Genomic DNA, 21,196 nt, shown 5'->3' with positions numbered 1-21,196 from the left:
GAGACGATGAAACCTGCGGGGCAGTAGAATGATCGTGTGGCGAGGTTTCTACTGTGAACGCAGTGCAGGGCACCCCGGAAAGATCCGCGGAGCCTGGCCAGCAATTCTGGACACGCAGCCAGCTCATGGTGATGGCTGTTATGGTGGTGCTGGCCGCGGCGCTTTTCGCCGTTACTCGCTTCATCACCAGCTCTTACCAGAAACGGGAGGAAGCCCTCGCCGTCGAATGGTTTGAGCAAGGCCAGCAGAAACTGCAAAAGGGACAACCACAGCAGGCAGTCTCTGCTTTTCGCAACGCCCTCCTCTATTCCCAGAACAATAGCCTCTACCGCTTGCGTCTGGCAGAAGCGTTGGCCGCAGGCAATCACCTGCAGGAAGCCAAGGACTATCTACTGAGCCTCTGGGAAGAACAGCCCGGAGACGGCCTCGTCAACCTTGAATTAGCGCGACTGGCAGCCAGTCAGAACAACTTGCACGACGTTCAGCGGTTTTATCACGGAGCCATCTACGGCGCATGGGAGAGCGATCCCCCTCGACATCGCCGCCAAGCGCGCATGGAATTGATCCAATATCTGCTGCGACAAGGAATGAATGAGCAGGCGCAGTCGGAAGTGATTGCTCTGGCGGCCAGCCTTCCTCCCGATGATTCAGCAGCAATGCTCGAAACCGCGAACTTGTTCATGAAGACAGCCGACTTCGAGAATGCCTTCAGTCTGTACCAGAAAGCCCTGAAGCTGCGCCCCGATCTGGGGGAAGCAATGAAGGGAGCAGGCGAATCGGCCCTGGCGCTATCGCGCTATCAAACCGCGTATCACTATCTCAAGCAGGCAGCCGAATACACGCACGATCCTGAAGTGGAGCAGAGACTGCAAGCGACGGAACGTGTGCTGGAAGCAGACCCTTTTAAGCCTGGCCTCTCGAGCGATGAAAAAGCGCAGCGGGCAGTGGAAGGTTTCGATCAAGCGGGGAAACGCCTGGAGAGCTGCAACTCTGCACAGACAGGAATGCCGAGCTCAGATCTATATTCGGTCAGCGAACTGCTCTCGGCATCCAACCAGTGGCACAAACTCTATCCGCGCGTTACACGCGCTCGGCTGGCTCGCGATCCGGGAATGATCGAGAGCGTGATGCAGCTGGTATTTCAAATCGAGCTTCAGGCGCAGCAGGTATGCGGTTCGGCGCAAGATGCTGATCTGGCTTTGCTGGCCATTGCACGCCATCGAGAGGCTGTCGAGCAGTGAGCGATTCGCAGTCTAAGGAAACGGTCGAAGGAACTGCCGCGAACGAGTCCGCGGCAGTGCACGCCAACTCCTCCCAACATACGAACCGACGCTTCGTGTTCCGCGAGGAACGATTCTTCCTCGTGCTCGCAGTATTCATCGGCATTTTTGCCGGCTTGTCGGTGGTTTGCTTCCGCATCGCGATTGAGAGGACGCGGCTGGGGGTACTGGGTTCGGCTCTTTCGGTCTCGGGCGCGCGAGTGATTCTGGCTCCGGCACTTGCCGGCCTGGTTATCGCGGTACTGGTGATTCACCTGTTCCCAGGCGCCCGCGGCAGCGGCGTGAACCAGACCAAGGCTGCACTCTACATCTACAACGGTTACATCCCGTTTCGCACCGCGATCGGCAAATTCATTACTTCGGCATTGGCCATCGGTTCCGGACACTCCCTGGGACCCGAAGATCCCTCGCTGCAGATTGGCGCCACGCTGGCTTCGGTGATGGGGCGCAAGCTGTCGCTGTCGCGCGAAAAATTGCGTTTGATCGCTCCCGTTGGCGCCGCCGCAGGCTTGGCAGCCGCCTTCAACGCGCCCATTTCCGCAGTGTTGTTCGTGATTGAAGAAGTTATCGGACGCTGGAACGCGGGCGTGTTGGGGGCGGTAGTGCTCTCGGCAATTTCCAGTGTGGTGATAGTCCGCAGCTTCCTGGGTTCGGAACCTTTGTTCCGGGTTCCTCCGGTGTCACTGGTCAGTCCCAGGGAGCTTGTCGCATATGCGCTGCTCGGGATCGTGGGAGGGCTGGCGGCACTGGTCTTCACCGCCAGCATCTGCTATCTCCGGCCGAAACTGCGGGCACTTCCCTCGTGGACGCATTATTTTCAGCCGGCGGCCGCGGGCCTGCTGATCGGGTGTATCGGTTACCTGGGTGCTCCCCAGGTTATGGGCGCGGGCTACGAGTTCATCGATCAGGCGATGCACAACCAGTACACCTGGCAGATCCTGGGCATACTGGCGGCCCTGAAGATTTTGGCCACAACCTTATCTTTCGTGAGCGGCACTCCGGGCGGAATGTTTGCCCCTACGCTCTTTGTGGGTGCGATGTTGGGAGCTTGCGTCGGAGTTATCGAACGCACTTTTTTCCCCGCGCTCACCGGCTCTACCGCGACATATGCCTTGGTGGGGATGGGAGTGTTGTTCGCCGGCTTCCTGCGCGCCCCCATGACCTCCGTGTTCATGGTGCTGGAGGTCAGCGGGAACTATTCCATCATTATTCCGGTGATGGTGGCGAACACGATTGCCTACCTGATCTCTCGCGCTTTCCAACCCGTGCCGATCTTCGACGTCCTCACCCGTCAGGACGGAGTCGAATTGCCTTCGATGGAGGAACTGCGGGAAGAGCAGATCCTGCGGGTGGAAGATGCCATGCGTCCCTATCACGCACCCGTCTTGGGGTCCACGGCTACCGTCCGGTATGCGCTCGAACGCATCCGCGGGAGCACCGAAAAGCTGCTGCTGATCCGGGAAGCAGATGGCACCCTGAGCAGCTTGCCGCAGGCTACGCTGCAGGCGGTGGCGCAGCAGGACGGCAACCTGATGTTGGACTCGCTGCCGCACCGGCCTTGTCCGGTGTTGTACCCGGACAATACGATCGAATTGGCGCTTCGGCGGGTTCATGGTCACGACATTCTGCCCGTGGTGAATCGCGCTAATCACCGGATATTGGAAGGCGTGGTGTCGTTGGAAAATATTCTGGAAACTTACAGGCTGATGGGCGGCACGGAAGCGGTTTCGATGGGCGCGGGGAGCGTGGAAGCGCCCGCGGTAGAATCGGGATGACTATTTTCGCTCAGGGCGAATAGGAGTTCCCCGTTCAGCTCGCTTTCGTCTTTTTCACGTCCGCTTGCAAGGTTGAAGTCGAAACCGTCTGCCCTCGCGGTTCACTCAATCCTGGCAGGACTTCCGATCCTGTGATCAAGCGGGCCGAGCGCTGGTAGGTGATATAAGCCCACGCCCACTCCAGCAGAACTAGTACGCGGTTGCGAAATCCCACCAGATACATCAGGTGGACGAACAGCCAGAGAAACCAGGCGATGAATCCGGTGAGATGCAGTCTGCCGATTTTGGCAATCGCCGCTGCTCGCCCAATCGTCGCCATCGTCCCCTTGTCCAGGTATTCAAATTTGCCACGCGGCTGGTGCTTCAGGTCTCGCGAGATGTTCCTGGCTGCATGCCTTCCCTGTTGCATGGCCACAGGTGCAAGCCCAGGCAAAAGCTCGCCTGATTTGTCCCGCAGACTAGCCAGATCACCGATGACAAAGACTTCGGGATGGCCGGAAATGCTCAGATCGGGGTTCACGAGGACATGCCCAGACTTATCCAGGGGAGCACCGAGGGCTCTGCCGAGCGGGCTGGCAGCGACGCCGGCGGCCCACAACGTCACAGTGGAACGAAGATAGCTGTCGCCAATCTTGACCCGGCCGGGTTCCACCGAGGTGACCATGGAGTTAGTCCTGACCTCTACCCCGAGCTTGTGCAGTTGCCTCTCTGCGCTGCGCGACAGATCTTCGGGATAGGCAGGCAGCACGCGCGGACCGCCCTCCACCAGAATGATGCTGGTCTGCTGCGGCTTGATCGAGCGAAAATCGCGGACGATCGCATGACGGGCAATCTCTGACAACATTCCCGCCAGTTCCACCCCGGTTGGTCCACCGCCCACGATCACAAACTGTATGGGATCGAGATCGTGTTCATGTTCGAGCACTACGCTGCGCTCAGCGAGCTCGAAAGCAAGCAGCACGCGACGGCGAACCTCAATCGCATCTTCGATCGTCTTCAGCCCGGGAGCCAGTTTCTGCCAGTCTTCGTGTCCGAAATAAGAGTGCGTGGCGCCCGCCGCCACCACCAGGTAGTCGTAGGGAATAGAACCGTCGGATAACAACACGCGGCGCTTGTCCAGATCAAAACCGACGACCTCACCCATCAGCACTTCCACATTGCGATATTTCTTCAGGACGCCCCGGATAGGAGCGGCGATCTCACCGGGGGAGAGTCCGGCTGTCGCCACCTGGTAAAGCAGGGGTTGGAAGTTGTGGTAGTTCTTGCGATCAATCAACGTGATTTCGACCGGAAGTTTGGCGAGCGCGTTGGCCGCGTTGAGCCCTCCGAATCCACCACCTACGATCACGACTCGAGGTTGTTGCTTCTGATTCATCCTCAGTAGTTGAGATGAGCGAGGTAGTCGGGCCGCTGCATTTTTCAAGTTCGACTCTTGGCCGCCCCACCTGGATCAAAAATTACCGGCAAGTTCACAGGACCCCGGTTACCGGCGTTTCGATACCAGCGAATCGGCACCCTGTCATCGATTTTGAGGTTCTTCAAGCGAGACAGAATGCTTGCGATAGCGATCTGCGCTTCTTCCTTTGCCAGCAGTGCCCCCAAGCACCCATGCGGTCCTTCCCCGAAGCTCAAATTCTTGGCGGCTGGGCGGAGGATGTTGAAACACTCGCCATCGGGAAAATGAGCACTGTCGCGATTGGCGGAAGCAATACTGAGTTGCACGATTTGACCCACACGAATGGATTGCCCACGGAAGTCGAAATCCAGCAAGGCAACTCTGGGAATCATGGTGATGGGAGTCTCATAGCGGAGGGTTTCTTCAATCAGGTTGTGCAACAGACTTGGATTCGTGCGGACCAACTCCAGCTGATCGGGATGAGTCAGCAAGAGATACACCGCATTTCCAATCAGGTTTCTAACCGCCAGATGTCCTGCGAGCAGCAGCAGCATGGCGTTCGCGACGATGTCGTCTTCCGTAAAGTTTGCTCCCTTGGCCTGGGCGCTGACCAGAATGCCAAGGAAGTCGTCCTGCGGTTTCGCTTTGCGCTCGGCGATCACCGACCTCGTGTATTGGATCATGGCAAAGGCGCTCGCCAGCAGGCGGCGCGTGTTGTCCACGGTGATGGGGACTACGTTGAAGAAATCGACGAAGTCTACTGACCATTGCACAACCTTACTGCTGTCCTCAAGATGAATGCCCAGCATGTGCGAGAGCACATAGGCCGGCAGAAGGAAAGCTAAGTCACCGCAGACGTCCATTTTCCCCTTGGCTGCTACCTTGTCCAGCAGCTCGTCGACGATCTGTTGAATCACACCCTGCATGGCGCGGACGCGGTCGGGATTGAATCCCAAGTTCAGGAACTCGCGCAGCCGGGCGTGATCCTGACCGTCTTTCATGAGCGCGGTCTTCTCGAGAAAGGGCGCAAGTTGGGCAAGATCCTTCCTTACCTCGAGCGGGGCCGCATCTACGAAACCTTTCATCCGATCAGCGCTGAGACGATCGTCACGCAGGAGATTCTGAACGTCGTCGTAGCTGAAAATGAACCAAGAATTCAGCGGCGGATAGTAGAAAACAGGATGGTGCTCTCGAAAATATGCGAAATCGGGGAATGGGTTATCGAGCTTCTGCGGATCATCCAGAAAGAAGCCCGAGGTTTCTCGTATATCGGCCACGTTTCTCCCTCATTCTTTTGTAGTGCTGCGGTGGGGCGGCCAGTGTTCTAATTATCGCTTGCATTGCGAGATAACGGGTATCGTTTCGCAATTGGGGCGATCTGGCCTTTGAGGAAGATTCCATTGAGGTTATCCATCGGTAAGTCAGCCGCTCGGTGCCCGTAATCGGGTTGTGGAATCGTCCCCTACTCATATGGCGACGCAGACGTTGGGCCAACCCGCGGCGATTACGGTGCGCAATATTCTGGTGGCGACGGACTTCTCGCCGGCATCGGAAGTGGCATTGCTCTATGCCCTGGCAATTTCCCGCCGGACTCAAGCCAAAGTGTATGTGGCGCACGTGGTTGCCGAGGCCTATGGAATCTCCTCAGATACGCAGCAGCGAGCGCTGGATGATGCCTGGCGGGACGGCCATGCCATGATGACCGACCACTTTATCGCCGGGCGCCTCGACGGCATCGAAAACCAGCTCCTGATCGAGCAAGGCGACGTCTGGACCAGGTTGTCGGAGATGATTTCGCGATTCGCGATCGACTTCCTGGTCACAGGCACGCGAGGACGCAGCCGCATCGCTAAGTTACTGCTGGGGTCGACGGCGGAGACAATTTTCCGGCAGGCCCCTTGCCCGGTGCTCACGGTTGGACCGAAAGCCAAAAGCAAAGTGCCCGCAGAGGGTCCCAGGAAAATTCTGTTCTGTACGGGGTTCAGCGCGCACTCGATCAATGCCGGCCGTTACGCTTTGTGGCTGGCGCAGAGGCGAGATGCTTTGCTGGTCATGTTGCATGTGAGTAAAGAGGAGACGATCTCTGAGGCACAGCGGCAGGAGGTTGCACGTCACGCCGAGTATAGGTTACGAGGGCTGATTCCGGAGGACGCGAATCTGGCAAAGGAGCCGAGATTTCTCGTCGAGTTTGGAAATGCCGCGGCGCGGATTCTGAAGGTTGCCCACAAAGAGAAGCCAGACTTGATTGTGCTCGGGGTACGTCAGCCCGAGGGCTTCGCCCGCCGGCTGAAGTGGGCCACAGCCTACGAGCTGGTGACGCACGCGCCGTGCCCAGTGCTGACCGTGAGAAGACACGAGGAGTGAGTGAATTTGTAATCGGGGTCCCCCGCGGATGTCCGAAGTGTTGGCGACGTCCCGCTAAGACTGAAACATGAAGATTGAAATCACGAATGCCAATGAGTTCCGCCGTCTGTTAACCGCTCTGCTCGATGATCTTGTGGACGCTCGGTTTCACTTTCGTCTCCACCAGAATCTTGTCAACGGCGAACTCGTAACATGGCGAAACCGTTTCTTTGCACATCACGGCAGCTTCGTTGCTTTGAATCCAAAGGCATTCGCGGCACAGTACCCTTTGTCTTTGATGAAATCGACGAGCTCATGACGAGGGGGCTCAACATCGCGGCAATTCTGCCCACCCGCGAACACACGCCCAGTCAAGTCGCGGACAGGGGTGTCCGCGTCACACAGCACCAGATTTTATTCTTCGCAGCGCTCCGCGCGGCACTCAGCCGGGATGGGGAACCGGAACGCGAGCTCGGCTAGGATTGGCGGAGATCGCATCCCAGAGAAAAACGCAGTGCCGCGCAGATTTCGCCCATTCGTAAGTCACTGAGCTGCGCAACTCGCCGGCCCAAGCGGTCCCGGGAAACAGTCACCACATTATGCAGATTTACTGCACACCTTGCCTTCATGCCATCCTCTTCATTCAGTACGACCTCAGATGGCACGCCACGAACTGTGGATGTGACCGGAGCGACAGTGACTGCCGAGAGATAACCAATAGCGCTGTTGCGCGTGAGCACGACCACAGGTCTTTTCTTATCGGGTGGAGTAAATTCGTAGAACCGGACGTCCCCGCGGGTTATTCTGCCGGCCACGCCGCCTCCGCTTCCCAGGCGAGCCACTCATCGGTCCTGTGGGGCTGTCTTGAATAGCCGTGACGGTCATGCTCTTCCCTAGCTCGGGCTTCCAATCTGCGGAGGTGTTCCCGCAAGGCCTCGCGCACCAAGGCGGAACGATTCCGCTTCGTCCGCCGCGCGGCCTGGTCGGTAGCCTCCAAGAGCTTCTTATCGAGGACAATCTGGATTGTTTCCATTGTTGACTCTGTTCCACATTATATTCCACATCGTTGGAATTAGGTCGTAGTCGTGGGGCGAAGCACAGCCTTTTGTTTCCCCACACGAAAGCTGAGGGTGGGCACTGTACTTCCGGGTGTACCTTCCCTTGGGACACAGTTTATTTGTGTGCTACCGTTAACCCACTCCTGAGTAGCTCCGGATGTACGTGTCGTTGGGCCCAAGGTGATTGAAATTCCACGGAGTACGGTAAATGGCGCTCGGCTTTGGCTTTAACAAAGCAAAAGTTCTAGCCTCGGCGGAAAAGCATGTGCAGCAGGGAAAGCTGCCGAATGCGATTGCCGAGTATGAAAAGATCATCGATAAGGATCCCAAGGACCTGACGGTCCTGAACACCATCGGTGATCTTTATGCCCGCCTGGGCCAACCTGACAAAGCCGGCGACTACTTCAAGCGCGTAGGCGACGCCTACGCCGGCGAAGGCTTCACCGTAAAAGCCATCGCCATGTACAAGAAGCTGACCAAGCTGAATCCCCAGGCCACTGCTTCTCTGCAGAAACTCGCCGAACTCTACACCGCCCAGGGGCTCTATACAGACGCGCGCGCGCAGTACATGCAACTGGCGGATCACTTCATCAAGGGCAACGACCACGATGGCGCGATCCGCGTCTTCCAGAAGATGCTGGAAATGGACCCGGACAACGTTGCCCTGCAGTCGAAGCTGGCGGACCTGTACCAGAAGATGGGGCGCAAGAAGGAAGCGGCCGAAATCTATCAACGGGCGGCGGCCTCGTTGCACGAGCGCGGATCGTCAGACGCTGCCGAGCAGGCTCTGTCTCGCCTGCTGGCTCTTGAGCCCGCCAATACCGATGCGCTGTTCCTTCGTGGCAAAGTGGCGATGGACTTGGGCGACGGCCAGTCGGCCGTGAAGTTCCTGGAGCAGGTTCCCGATATCGACTCCCGGCTGGATGGGCTGCAGGCGCTGCTGAAGGCGCACTTAATGCTGAATCAGCCCGATGAGCTTGAGCCAGTCGCCAGAAAGCTGCTGACCGTACACAACGATGTCAGCGGCATTCGGGTGTACGCCGAGTGGCTGGCAGCTCATGGCCAGGCGCAGAAGGCAATCGCCATCTACAGTGAAAATGCAGAAAGGTTGTTATCTGCGGACAGTGGGCAGATGGTCTTCTCCCTGCAAGGACTGGTCAGCCAACTCAAAGACGAGGTCCCCGCGCTGGAGCAGTTGCGCGATCTCTTCCTTAAGGCAGACTTTCGAGCCCACATCCCCGAGATCAACGAATTGCTGGCGCATGCCCTGGTCAAGGCTGGCGAGCTCACGCGCGCACGTGACCTGTACCAGGAATTGTCCAAGATGGAGCCGGAAAACCCAGCCCACCTGCAGAACTATCGCCAGGTCATGGCGAAGCTGGGTGAAGATGCAGCCGCTCGTCCGCTTGCCCCGGATGAGGCCGAGCAGGCTTTCTTCGTCGAGGAGTTGGATCCCGGCAGTGCATCGTTACAGCAGGACTATCCGCCGGAACTAGGCGATGCTATCCGCTCGGCGTTAACCGACGCGGAGCTGTTCGACTCCTATAACAAGCCACTGCAAGCTCTGCCGCAGCTGGAAGAGGTCTTGCAACAGGCACCGAAAGACGCTCGCATCAACCAGCGTTTGGCAGCAATCTATGCCAAGGCTGGCCGCCTGGAAGATGCTGCCGCGCGTTGCGACGTTCTGTCGCAAATCTACCGTGAAGCAGGGCGCGCCGAAGAGGCAAGGCAATACGCGGAAATGGCTGGCCGCTATCGTCAACGGTTGGGAATTGCCAAGCCGAAGACGCCTGCGGTGGAACAAAAGCCGGTAGCGGAAGCCCAGCCAGCACCAGCCCAGCCGGCAGCCGTTCCGTCGCCGAGAGAAGCTCGCGCACCTTTGCCACAACAGAAAGAGCCGGCTCCAGCGGCAGCGCCGATTGCCGCCCCACCCGTCAGCAAACCTGCTGCGCCTGCCTTTGTTGAACGCGCTGCTCCCGAACCTGTTTCAGCCGCGCCGGTTGACCAAGAGGCCGGAGAGGCACACGAAATCGATCTCTCAGAGGAGTGGGAAGCAGCAGTGATGCAGGATACTGCTGCGGCCGCTGACTTATCTGCGCCTGAAGTCGAGAGCTCCGAGAAAGAGGCCGAACTTGCCGCGCCGGAAGCCGCCACGGTGGAACCTGAGCCCGCCGTGTCCGAATCCGCGGCAACAGCCAGCTTCCGCAAACCACGCCCGGCGGAAATCTCCGACCTTCTGGAAGAGATTCGCTTTTATCTCTCGCAATCGATGTGGGAAGAAGCGCAATTAGCCATTTCGCGCTGCCAAAACATTGCGCCAGAGGCGGAGGGTCTGGAGGCTCTCAAGCAGGAGTTGGCAGCCGGTAGTGCCTCGGTTCCCGAACCCGAGCCAGAGGTTTCTGTCGCGGAATCAGTAGAAACCCCCTTGGCAGCCCAGGAAGACGCAGAAGCGGAAGCCGAAACCGAAGCCGAAGCCCCACTTCCGTATGCGACGCTGGCGGAAGAGGAGGTTGCGAGGGCGCCGAAACCCACCATCACGGCCTACGAGTTTGACAATGCTTCTATCGCGGCCGCTGCTGCGCAAACTGTGCCGGCATTCGAGGTCTTGCCTGCCGAGCCGGAGCCCCAACCCGCGGCAATGGCAGAGTTCACGGTCACACCGCCCGCGCCCGAGCCGACTGCTGAAGCTCATGAGCCGCGTTCGGTTGAGCAGAGTACCGGGCCGGAAGCAATCGAAGAGGAGGTTCAGCCGCCCGCTACTCAGCACGAGCCTGCTGAAGCTGCGGCTATCGAACCAACCGCGCCCACTGTTGAAGCTGTGCGCGAGGCAAGTCAGCCAGAAATTGCAGCCAAGGCGCAGCCTGAACCTGAGCCGATTCCGGAAAAACACGAGCCTGAGGCGTTAGAAGAAGAACGCGAAGAGGAACCGGCGCCGGCGTCGATGCAGCCCGAACCGGCGGAAGCTGCACCTCCTGAACCCGATTCGGTCGCCGCTGCCGCAAGGAGCGACAGGCCACAATCCGGAAAATACAAACTCGACGATTTCGTCCTCGATCTCGACCAGTCGCTGGGGAATGGATTTACCTTCGGATCACAAAGAGCACCGGTCATTCCTCCCCCTCAGGCTCCGGCGGCGGTGCACAGCGCAGTGGCATCGGCCACCGCGGTGGCAACGGAAATACAACCTGAAGTTGCGGTCGGCAGCAACATGCTGTCCGATCTGTTTGAAGAATTCAAAGAGGAAGTCGAACAGGAAGGCACGAAGGAAGCCGAGGATCCCGAAACCCACTACAACCTGGGGGTTGCTTTCAAAGAAATGGGATTGCTCGACGAAGCTATCGGCGAGTTGCAGAAAGTCTGCAAGTCGGTCGACTCCGGAATTCCTTTTCCCCATACCATGCAGGCCTACACCTGGCTGGCGCAGTGTTTCATGGAAAAAGGGGTGCCCGAGGCCAGCATCAAGTGGTTTGAGAAAGCCTTGCAGATCCCTGGCGATTCCGATTCCCGGATGGCGGTTCACTACGAACTGGCCTCCGCTTACGAGGCGGCGGGCGAGCGGACGCCTGCCCTGCGGCACTTCATGGAAGTCTACGGCACCAATATTGACTACCGCGACGTGGCGCAGCGCATAAAGGCCCTAAAGTCGTAAAATCCCTGAATATGGATCTTGCCCCGAAGTCCACGGAGCCCAACCCTGCCGTGAACCGGGAACAACCCGGCCTCCCCTTTGAGACAGCCCAGGGTGAAAACTCGAGCGCAAACGAAATGAGTGTAGCTGGAGCGGCCAATCCGGCCTCGGAGGTGCCTAAGCGCATCATTTGGCTGCACCGCATCTCGCTTGTCATCTTTGTAATTTTCTGTATTGAGTTGGGCGTGTTGCTGGCGATTCTCCCCTGGACCCCCATGTGGAACCAGAACAGCTTTCTGGCGGCTTATCCCGGGTTGCGCAGTTTTACGCAGCACAATTTTGTTCGCGGAATCGTGACCGGTGTGGGGTGGATCGATATCTGGATCGGGATCTGGGAGGCAGTGCACTACCGCGATCCTGGCAAGCGGTAGGAGTAGAGAGATAGACCATGGCTGTACCCAGCGAGTCCTACCTGACACGTATTCCATTCTGTATGCTTGAATCCCGGATTTAAAGGACGCATGACCGACGACACCCCATTTCGCTCTCCCTTAGCCTATGAGAACAAGAAATTCCTCAACAGCCCCGACGGGCGCGTTCTGCGCGTGCTGTCTGAGTATTTGGAGCCGCTGGCGCGCTTCCGCCGGGAACGTATTCAGGACACGGTAGTGTTTTTCGGCTCGGCGCGATTTCACAGCCAGTCTGATGCCGCCGACGCTTTGCAACTGTTGGAAAAGCCGTTCTCCAAGACACCTGCACCTCCGGGGGAGCAGGAGAACTTTCGCCTCGCTCAGGTCGCGGTAGAGATGGCCCACTACTACGAGGAGGCCCGGCAATTGGCTTACATGCTTACCACCTGGGCGCTGAGCCTGCCCTCAAAACGGCAGCGCTTTGTAGTCACCACCGGGGGCGGTCCGGGAATCATGGAGGCCGCCAATCGTGGCGCCCGTGAGGCGGGAGGAAAGACCATTGGTCTGAACATCAATCTGCCTTACGAACAGATGCCTAACCGCTACATCACTCCGGAATTGAATTTTGAATTCCACTATTTCTTCATGCGTAAGCTCTGGTTCGCCTATCTCTCCAAGGCGCTGATTGTCTTTCCGGGTGGATTCGGGACTTTCGATGAATTGTTCGAAATTCTGACCCTGGCGCAGACCGAAAAGCTGGCCAAGAAGATCGCGGTTGTGATGTACGGCCGCGAATACTGGAACAAGATCATCAATTTCCAGGCGCTGGTGGATTCTGGAGTAATCGCGCGGGAGGATCTTGACCTGTTCAAAATGGTGGATACACCCGAAGAAGGTTTTGAGTATCTCAAGGAGAATCTTACGAGGCATCATCTGGGTCCGACCCCACGAGAGAAGGAACCGGAGATCGCCAAGACCAGGCCCTAGAGTTGTCCGTGTTCAGGCTATGACGTTATTAGCCTTGAAATTAGTTTTGAACTGGCAGGTCGCCACAACTTCTGCTTGCTTCTCTACTACATTACCGACCGGAAGCAACTGGCGGAGCAGGAAACCGAACGGCGGCAGAAACTGCTCGCCAAAATCGAGGAGGCTGCCGCCGCCAGCATCGGCTACATTCAGTTGCGCGAACGTGACTTGAATACTCGTGAATTGGAGCGGCTCGCGGGCGAAGCGGTGGCCATCGTCAAGTCTTGCCGTAGCGCGAGCCGGTTGCTGGTCAATTCCCGGACGGATGTGGCGATCGCAAGCGGCGCCAGTGGCGTACACCTTCGCTCCGATGATGTTTCTCCTCGCGATGTTCGAGCGGTATTTGAAAGAGCAGGCTTGGCCAAGCCAGTGATTGCGGTTTCCTGCCACTCGCTGGCCAATGTTGGAGCGGCGGAGTCGGATGGCGCGGACCTGGCCACATTCGGCCCCGTCTACGGGAAGTTGGGGAGCCCAGCCTCGCTGGGGATTGAGGCACTGCGCAGCGTCTGCCATCGAACCGTGCCTGGCGGCCTGAAGCGAATGCCCGTATTCGCGCTGGGCGGCGTCACGGTGGACAATGCGTTTGCCTGTGCGGAAGCGGGGGCGTCTGGGGTGGCTGCGATCCGCATGTTTCAGGAAAATGAGATAGCCACGGTAGTGTCAAAATTGCGCGATCTTTAGTTTCCCGTACTTGCCGTCATCGAGATGGATATTGAAGCGATTCGCAAATATTGCATGTCCCTTCCAGGCGCGACCCAGACTCTGCAGTGGGGAGATGATCTGGTCTTCAAGATTGGCGGCAAGATGTTCGTCGTGTTGCCGCTCGAGCCTTCCGCGCCGACCAAGCTTAGCTTCAAGTGTAGTCCTGACAAGTTCTATGAATTGACTGAGCGGCCGGACATCATACCCGCGCCCTACTTGGCACGGGCTCAGTGGGTGGCGCTGGAAAGACTGGAAGCTCTTAGCCGCGCTGAGTTGGAGGAGTTGCTGCGGGAGTCGTATGAACTGGTCTGCGCAAAATTGCCGAAGAAGATGCAGGAGCAAGTTCGAAATCCCTCGCGGACGAAAGTTGCTGCAACGACAAAAGGCGAGCGACGAACGAGGCCCAAGAGGCGCCCATGACCTTCGTTCCTGCTGGCCTATCAGCCGCGCGCCTTAACCACATTCAGGACCGGCCGACAATTTGACTGTCTGGTCGCTGCTGGGCTAGCCTCAAGTTTCGCTCACGACGCCACCAGGCCGGAGAGCGCGGGCAGGGTGTCTAAAATCCTAAGAAAACTACAACTTAGCTTACTTTTGCTGTGCCTGGCTCAGCCCCTGGCGGCAGCCCCCATGCGGCCGACGCACGCCCAGCATGTCATGGTGGCCAGTGTGCATGAACTGGCTTCTCAGGCCGGGGTCGAAACCCTGAAGGCGGGCGGAAATGCCGTGGACGCGGCGGTTGCGGTGGGCTTTGCGCTCGCCGTGGTTCATCCACAGGCCGGAAATCTCGGAGGTGGCGGATTCATGCTCCTGCGTCAATCCGACGGCGCCCTCCATTTCATCGACTACCGCGAGAAGGCTCCCGCCAAAGCCACAGAGAAGATGTACCTGGATGCCTCGGGAAACGCGATTCCTCAATTGAGCCGCATCGGCTACAAGTCGATTGCCGTGCCTGGCTCGGTTGCGGGCATGGTCTTTGCGCAGAAAAAGTTCGGCAAGCTGAGGCTGGAGCAAGTGATCGCCCCTGCAATCAAGCTGGCGCGTGACGGTTTTCCTCTGGCCTATGAGGATGCGGAGTCCCTCAAGGATCCCGAACTGAATAAGTTCGACGAATCCAGACGCATTTTCCAGCGCGACGGAAAGTACTACCAGGCGGACGAAGTCCTGAAGCAGCCAGATTTGGCTTTGACCCTGCAACGCATCGCAAAGGATCCCGACGATTTCTATCACGGTCAAATGGCGCGCGACCTCGCAGCGGTGATCCAAAAGGGTGGCGGCCTGATCACAGCCGAAGATCTGGCCAGTTATGAAGTTAAAGAACGCAAGGTGATCCATGGAACTTATCGCGGCTACGATGTTTACAGCGCGCCCCCGCCTTCTTCGGGAGGCGTAGCGCTGATCGAAATTCTTAACATTCTGGAAGGATACGACCTGGCGAAGCTCGGCAATCGCTCCGCCGCTTCCATGCACCTCACGATAGAAGCCTTCCGGCGGGCATACTTTGACCGGGCGGAGTTCATGGGCGATCCCGATTTCGCCAACATTCCTGTGGCGCAACTGATCGACAAGCGCTACGGCGAAGCCTGGCGTGAGGGTCTGGACCCGCATCGTGCCACTCTGAGTGCAGACCTGAAGCGACCCGCGGTCTTCAATCAGCTCGAAAGATACGCCACTCTGCACCCGCAGCCGGCTGTTGGCGTTGAACCGGAGCATACCACTCACTATTCGGTTGTCGATGCCGAGGGAAATGCGGTCTCCGTCACTACCACGCTGAATGACAGCTTAGGCTCGCGGGTAACCGCCGAGGGACTGGGATTCCTGCTCAACGACGAGATGGACGATTTCGCTGCCGCACCCGGCAAACCCAATCTTTACGGCCTGGTGCAAGGCCCGGCAAATGCCGTAAGCTCCAACAAACGGCCCCTTTCCTCGATGACGCCAACCATCGTGACCAGGGATGGAAAGCTGTTCCTGGTCCTGGGCTCGCCGGGTGGTGGAACCATCACCACCATCGTGGCGAACGTTCTCATGGGGGTGATCGACTACGGCATGAATATTCAGGAAGCCGTAAATGCGCCGCGTTTTCACAATCAATGGATGCCGGATGAGATTCGATTGGAAAAAGGCTTTTCGCCTGATACGGTGCATCTACTCGAGCACATGGGCCACAAAATCGATCTCCACAATTACTGGGGAGATGCTGAGTGCATCGCGATCGATCCTCAGTCGAGAGAGCTCTTAGGCGCCAGCGATGCACGTCATAACGGGAGAGCACTGGGGTACTGAATGCTGAAGGCGATGTCAACTTACGTTTATGTCCGGGAGCGTTTGCATCCCGGTTTGTTGGACGGACTGGTCAGGGGCGGTGCTGAGGCCATTGAGATTTTTGCGGCGCGGGGCCATCTGGATTACGCCAACCGCAAGCAGCATGTGGTGGAGATTGCCAATTGGTTCCGTACCAGCGGGATTCCACTCAACTCGGTCCATTCGCCCATGTATCTCGATTACGACTGGGAACGAAGAACTCCGCCCATCAACATCACCGACGGAGAAAAACGCAAGCGCGTGGAAGCCATGGACGAGATCAAACGGGCGATCGAAATCGCGGAGCAGATCCCGTTTCGCTTTCTTGTCCAGCATCTCGGCGTGGGAGGAGAAGATTTCAACGACAAGAAACTGGATGCGGCCATGACCTGCGTGGAGCATCTCCGCGCGTTCGCCAAGCCGCTGGGAGTCACAATCCTGCTGGAGAACATTCCCAACGACATGTCTACCCCGGAGAGGCTGCTGGAATTCTTGAATGTCACCCACTTTCCGGATGTCGGCATCTGCTTTGATTTTGGGCATGCCCACCTGATGAGCAGCGTGGAAGAGGCGTTTGCCTTGTTGAAGAAGCACGTCCGTTCTACGCACGTCCATGACAATAAGAAGGATGTGGACGCGCATCTTTGGCCGGGGCAGGGCAATATCGATTGGCAGCAGGCGATGGAACTGCTCAAGACCGCTCCCCACGTGCCTCCATTGCTGATGGAAATCGAGGGTCATGAGAAGGCGGATATCCCACGCGATATGAGCGCTGCCTACCGCCGGCTGGAGGCCAGCTAGCGGAAGAAGCAGACGACTATCCACTCCGTCTGCTTTAATGTCTTTATGTCGGTCACAGCTAACGAAAAGATAAGTGCGGCGGCGCCCGTGTCGCGCATCTCTGAGCTTTCGAAGTTCGAAGGCCAGCTGGTCACCCTCAAGGGCTGGCTCTCCAATCTCCGCGAGAGCGGTAAGCTGCTATTCCCGCAGTTCCGCGATGGTTCGGGAGTTGTCCAGGGAGTGGTGGCGAAGAATTCTGTCCCGCCACAAGTATTCGATTCCGTTAAGGACCTCACCCAGGAATCCAGCGTGGTGGTGCATGGCAAAGTGCGAGCAGATAAACGCGCTCCTGGAGGCTATGAGCTTGACGTCACGGATGTGCAGGTAGTTCAGAAGGTGCCCGAAGGCGATCCCTACCCGATCACGCCCAAAGAACATGGCGTCGATTTCCTGATGGAGCATCGGCATCTGTGGGTGCGATCTCCGAGGCAGGCTGCGGTTCTGCGGGTTCGCGCGGATATCGAAAAAGCCATGCATGACTTCTTCGACGACCAGGGATTCGTCCGCACCGATCCGCCAATTCTCACCCCCGCCGCCTGCGAAGGCACGACCACACTTTTTCCCGTCGACTACTTCGACGAGCAGGCGTTTCTGACGCAGTCAGGCCAGCTCTATATCGAAGCCACAGCCATGGCGCTGGGCAAGGTGTACTCGTTTGGGCCGACCTTTCGCGCTGAGAAATCGAAGACGCGGCGTCACCTGACCGAATTCTGGATGGTCGAGCCGGAAGTCGCGTACGCCGAACTCGATGACATCATGGCGCTGGCGGAGAACTTCATCAGCTTCATCGTGCGGCGCGTCCTGGAGCGCCGGAAGTCCGATCTAGCGACACTCGCCCGCGATGTCAATGTTTTGGAAAAAATCACCACGCCATTTCCGCGGATCAGCTATGACGAGGCGGTTGAAATTCTGCATCAGGGCCATGCAAAAGGCGCGCTCGAGAGCAAGTTTGAATGGGGCGGCGATTTTGGAGCCCCGGATGAAACCTATATCTCTTCGCAGTTCGAAAAGCCGGTGATGATTCACCGCTATCCCGCCAAGGTGAAAGCTTTTTATATGGAGCCCGACCCCAGCCGTCCCGAGCTGGCGTTGTGCGTAGATGTGCTGGCGCCCGAGGGATACGGCGAGATCATCGGCGGATCGCAGCGCATTGGCTCTTATGAGCTCCTGCTGAAGCGAATCAAGGAACACGAACTTCCCGAGGAAGCGTTCAACTGGTACCTGGACTTGCGCAAGTATGGCGGTGTGCCGCACGCCGGGTTTGGGATGGGCCTGGAGCGGGCTGTGGCCTGGATCTGCGGACTCGAACATCTGCGCGAGACCATTCCCTTCCCGCGCATGTTGTACCGCCTGTATCCGTAGCGGAATCGTGTAGCGATCGAAGCCAGTCAGCAAGAAAGGATCGAAGGCACTTGTATGGACCCAGTTGTTACTGAGCAGGCAACGGTTGAACCGGTAGCAGGAGTTTCCAATCGAACCGGAATCGTTCCTAAGAAAATCCGTGTGATAGGAGTGCCGCTCGACCTGGGACAGTCCCGCCGCGGCGTCGACATGGGACCTTCCGCCGTTCGGGTGGCCGGCCTGGAAGCACGACTGGAGGGCCTTGGGCACAAGGTGGAAGACGCCGGCAATGTCAGCGTCGCGATCGCGGAGCAGAAGAAGGAAGGCAATCCGCGGGCAAAGTACCTGAAAGAAATCACCTCGACCTGCACCAAAGAAGCCGAGTTAGTGGTGAAGACGCTCGAAGCCGGTGAAGTTCCCCTGGTTTTGGGCGGCGATCACTCGGTGGCAGTGGGCACGGTCTCTGGGGTCTCGGAGTTTTACCGGCGGAGACAGCAGAAAATCGGGCTGCTCTGGATGGACGCGCACAGCGACATCAACACGCCGGATAGCTCTCCCAGTGGCAATGTTCATGGCATGCCGATGGCTGCAATTATGGGATTGGAATTACCCGAGCTATCCGGCATCTTCGGGTTCAGTCCGAAAATTGCGCCGGAAAACTGCGTACTGGTGGGAATTCGCAGCATCGACGAAGTGGAAAAAGAACTCGTTCACCGCGCCGGAATTGAAGTGTTCACTATGCGTGATATTGACGAGCGTGGCATGCGCACCGTGATCGAAGAAGCCCTGCGCATGGCCGGACGCGGCACCGCTGGTTATCACATCTCGCTCGATATGGACTGGATCGATCCGGAAGACGCGCCAGGGGTCGGCACTCCGGTTCGTGGCGGTGCGACTTACAGGGAAGCTCATCTCGCCATGGAGATCATCGCCGACCATGGCCGCATGCTGAGTTTTGAAATCGTGGAAGTAAATCCCGTCATCGACGAGCACAATCGCACGGCAGAGCTGGCGGTGGAGTTGGCGTTGTCAGCGTTCGGAAAGAAGATTCTCTGAGGCAGTTGAAGAATTGTGATGGGTGTGCAGGAAAACGCCGGGCCGCTTACTGTTCATCAAGTGCGGCCCGGGCTGGTTCCTGTTTACCACTAACCTCTTAGGAATTTAAGCGCGCGGATCCCCGTTGCGTGGTTCTCTGCGCTCGTGGAGAAATTCGTAACCGGTGATGTGCACCGCCACGGCATGCCGGTGATTGCTGCCATGGGGTGGCAAACAGCGAGCTACCCTGCCCTTGCAGAGCACTTTGCTGCCCGGCTGTCCGGAAATCTCTTCCGGCATCTCGAAGATCAGTTCCACCGTTGTCTTGGACGCGATGGGGGCGTCAGCATCGAACAGCACCCCGCTACGGCTGACGTTGCGGACCTGGCTTTCGGTCCACTTTCCGGATTTCTCGGTCCGAAATTGCAGTTCCAATTGCACGGCCAGGCGGCGCGCGCGCGGGCGCCAGCCGGATTGCCGGTTCAGGTGGGCTCGGTTTTGCACCGCGGTATGGGAAGCCACGCGCTCGGTACGGCGCATGGTGTTCCAGTCATACCCATATTCGGCTCCACAGCGAAGACAGACCTGGTAATACGAGTCCCCGTTACTGGCGCGGCGCGGCCAGGAAAACTCATGGGAACACGTCATGAATGGGATCACGTCTGAAAGCAGGCGCTCCATCCAGCTATGATGCGGAAGGATCGCCCCAAGTGGGTAGAGTACCGAAGTACTATGCGGGCGCGCACCAGAGTTGACATGGATCTGGTGCAATCGAGTCACCGGGAACGGTTGCTTTCCTGCCACCGGAAGCTTTATTTTCCCCAATATGGCCAAGAAGTTACGGGTGGGTGTCCTGTTCGGCGGACGGAGCGGCGAGCATGAGGTCTCCCTGCTTTCCGCCGCCTCAGTTCTTCAGCACATCGACAAAAACAAGTATGACGTGGTCCCAATTGGGATCACCAAGCAGGGACGCTGGCTGGCCGCCGCCCACGCGGAACGGCTGCTGCGGGGACACAAGAAAGAGGAAAAGCACCTACGGGCGGGCGATCCTGAAGCTACGGAGGCGGCAGCGGTGCTGGCGAAAGGTGAGTCGGTCCTGGTGCCGCCGATACCCAGTTCGGACCATTCGTCGATTATCCCGTTCGAGATGGAGTCAAATCCTGCGGCGAGTCACGACTTGGTGCGGCCTGCTGATCACGCCATCGCCGTCGATGTGATCTTCCCCGTCCTGCACGGCACTTTTGGCGAGGATGGTACCATCCAGGGCTTGCTGGAGTTAGCGGACATAGCTTATGTAGGCGCGGGCGTTCTGGGCTCGGCGGCAGGCATGGACAAAGATGTCATGAAAAGCCTGTTCCGCAGCGCCGGGCTCGAAATTGTGAAGCATGTGACCATCCTGCGCCGGGATTGGGAGCAGGATCCGGCTAAAGTTCGCAACCAGATTGAGAAACAGCTCAAGTACCCAGTGTTCGTGAAGCCCGCCAATCTGGGCAGCTCGGTCGGAATCAGCAAAGTGCACGACCGCAGCGAACTGGATGGCGCTATCTACGAGGCGGCCAAATATGACCGCAAGATCATCGTGGAGCACGGCGTCGGCGGAAAGAAAGGGCGGGCGCGGGAGATCGAATGCTCGGTGTTGGGCAACGACGATCCCATCGCATCGGTTGCGGGAGAGATTGTGCCTGCGACTGAGTTCTACGATTACGCCGCTAAGTATCTCGATGAGGGCTCACAGCTGCTGATTCCAGCTCGCATCAGCAAAGCTCAACAGAAGCAGGTGCAACAGATGGCGATTGCCGCGTTCAAGGCGGTAGACTGCTCGGGGCTGGGGCGAGTCGATTTCCTGATGGACCCCAAAACCGAAAAAATCTACGTTAACGAGATCAACACCATGCCCGGCTTTACGTCCATCAGCATGTACCCAAAACTGTGGCAGGCGTCGGGGATTTCATATCCAGACCTGATCGACCGGCTGATCCAGCTCGGGCTGGAACGCCACGCCGATAAGAAGCGGAATCGGTACAGTAAAGACTAAGGAAAGCGGTAGTCTTGGCGAGC

General features: G+C 58.1%; 17 protein-coding genes. 13 read left to right on the top strand and 4 right to left on the bottom strand.

All coding sequences use genetic code 11. The annotated features are described in order from the left end of the window. The first annotated feature begins 125 nt into the window (after positions 1-125). The gene (locus VEG30_03455) at positions 126-1,241 is read left to right on the top strand and encodes a tetratricopeptide repeat protein (GenBank protein ID HXZ78959.1); all 1,116 of its coding nucleotides are present in this window, start codon (positions 126-128) and stop codon (positions 1,239-1,241) included. Beyond that, on the top strand, positions 1,238-3,055 hold the full coding sequence (locus tag VEG30_03450) for a chloride channel protein (GenBank protein ID HXZ78958.1): 1,818 nt from the start codon (positions 1,238-1,240) through the stop codon (positions 3,053-3,055). Before VEG30_03455 ends, VEG30_03450 begins: the two co-directional genes overlap by 4 nt. A 34-nt stretch (positions 3,056-3,089) precedes the next feature. Here VEG30_03450 and VEG30_03445 read toward each other — a convergent pair whose 3' ends face one another. Next, complete coding sequence (locus VEG30_03445) at positions 3,090-4,430, bottom strand: NAD(P)/FAD-dependent oxidoreductase (GenBank protein HXZ78957.1); 1,341 nt, start codon at positions 4,428-4,430, stop codon at positions 3,090-3,092. Positions 4,431-4,474: 44 nt separating this feature from the next. After that, entirely contained in the window at positions 4,475-5,728 is a 1,254-nt protein-coding gene (locus tag VEG30_03440) for a cytochrome P450 (GenBank protein ID HXZ78956.1), read from the bottom strand. Positions 5,729-5,921: 193 nt separating this feature from the next. Between VEG30_03440 and VEG30_03435 the strand changes: the two genes are divergently transcribed. After that, positions 5,922-6,815: a universal stress protein gene (locus VEG30_03435; protein HXZ78955.1), complete on the top strand. Its 894-nt coding sequence runs from the start codon at positions 5,922-5,924 to the stop codon at positions 6,813-6,815. Between the two features lie 455 nt (positions 6,816-7,270). Here the strand turns inward: VEG30_03435 and VEG30_03430 are convergent, their stop codons facing one another. Continuing rightward, positions 7,271-7,609, bottom strand: coding sequence for a type II toxin-antitoxin system PemK/MazF family toxin (locus VEG30_03430; protein ID HXZ78954.1), 339 nt, complete (start codon positions 7,607-7,609; stop codon positions 7,271-7,273). A 451-nt stretch (positions 7,610-8,060) separates the two neighbouring features. Here VEG30_03430 and VEG30_03425 point away from each other — a divergent pair, with 451 nt between their 5' ends. The 9 genes from VEG30_03425 to rocF all read left to right on the top strand — a co-directional run bounded on the left by VEG30_03425 (position 8,061) and on the right by rocF (position 19,159). Beyond that, a complete protein-coding gene (locus VEG30_03425) occupies positions 8,061-11,501 on the top strand; it encodes a tetratricopeptide repeat protein (protein HXZ78953.1) in 3,441 nt (1,146 codons plus the stop codon). Between the two features lie 116 nt (positions 11,502-11,617). Beyond that, on the top strand, positions 11,618-11,911 hold the full coding sequence (locus VEG30_03420; GenBank protein HXZ78952.1) for a hypothetical protein: 294 nt from the start codon (positions 11,618-11,620) through the stop codon (positions 11,909-11,911). A gap of 90 nt (positions 11,912-12,001) precedes the next feature. Beyond that, positions 12,002-12,877 (top strand): TIGR00730 family Rossman fold protein, encoded by an 876-nt coding sequence (locus VEG30_03415; protein ID HXZ78951.1) that lies wholly within the window; start codon positions 12,002-12,004, stop codon positions 12,875-12,877. A gap of 75 nt (positions 12,878-12,952) precedes the next feature. After that, positions 12,953-13,597 (top strand): thiamine phosphate synthase, encoded by a 645-nt coding sequence (locus VEG30_03410; GenBank protein ID HXZ78950.1) that lies wholly within the window; start codon positions 12,953-12,955, stop codon positions 13,595-13,597. A gap of 54 nt (positions 13,598-13,651) precedes the next feature. Beyond that, positions 13,652-14,038, top strand: a complete 387-nt coding sequence (locus tag VEG30_03405; GenBank protein ID HXZ78949.1) for an MmcQ/YjbR family DNA-binding protein — start codon at positions 13,652-13,654, stop codon at positions 14,036-14,038. A 210-nt stretch (positions 14,039-14,248) separates the two neighbouring features. Next, entirely contained in the window at positions 14,249-15,904 is a 1,656-nt protein-coding gene (gene ggt / locus VEG30_03400) for a gamma-glutamyltransferase (GenBank protein ID HXZ78948.1), read from the top strand. Beyond that, a complete protein-coding gene (locus VEG30_03395; GenBank protein ID HXZ78947.1) occupies positions 15,905-16,723 on the top strand; it encodes a sugar phosphate isomerase/epimerase family protein in 819 nt (272 codons plus the stop codon). 45 nt (positions 16,724-16,768) lie between these two features. Beyond that, on the top strand, positions 16,769-18,124 hold the full coding sequence (asnS, locus tag VEG30_03390; protein ID HXZ78946.1) for an asparagine--tRNA ligase: 1,356 nt from the start codon (positions 16,769-16,771) through the stop codon (positions 18,122-18,124). Between the two features lie 54 nt (positions 18,125-18,178). Then, positions 18,179-19,159 (top strand): arginase, encoded by a 981-nt coding sequence (gene rocF, locus VEG30_03385; GenBank protein HXZ78945.1) that lies wholly within the window; start codon positions 18,179-18,181, stop codon positions 19,157-19,159. 105 nt (positions 19,160-19,264) lie between these two features. Here rocF and VEG30_03380 read toward each other — a convergent pair whose 3' ends face one another. Further along, the gene (locus tag VEG30_03380) at positions 19,265-19,819 is read right to left on the bottom strand and encodes a PilZ domain-containing protein (GenBank protein HXZ78944.1); all 555 of its coding nucleotides are present in this window, start codon (positions 19,817-19,819) and stop codon (positions 19,265-19,267) included. 145 nt (positions 19,820-19,964) lie between these two features. On the opposite strand from VEG30_03380, the gene VEG30_03375 reads away from it, so the two are divergent. Next, complete coding sequence (locus tag VEG30_03375) at positions 19,965-21,173, top strand: D-alanine--D-alanine ligase family protein (protein HXZ78943.1); 1,209 nt, start codon at positions 19,965-19,967, stop codon at positions 21,171-21,173. Positions 21,174-21,196: the final 23 nt, after the last annotated feature.

This window comes from Terriglobales bacterium, from assembly GCA_035624455.1.
Classification (GTDB): Bacteria; Acidobacteriota; Terriglobia; order Terriglobales; family Acidobacteriaceae; genus DASPRM01.
The sequence above is the reverse complement of the archived record's forward strand: the minus strand, read 5'-3'. Positions and strand labels throughout refer to the sequence as shown.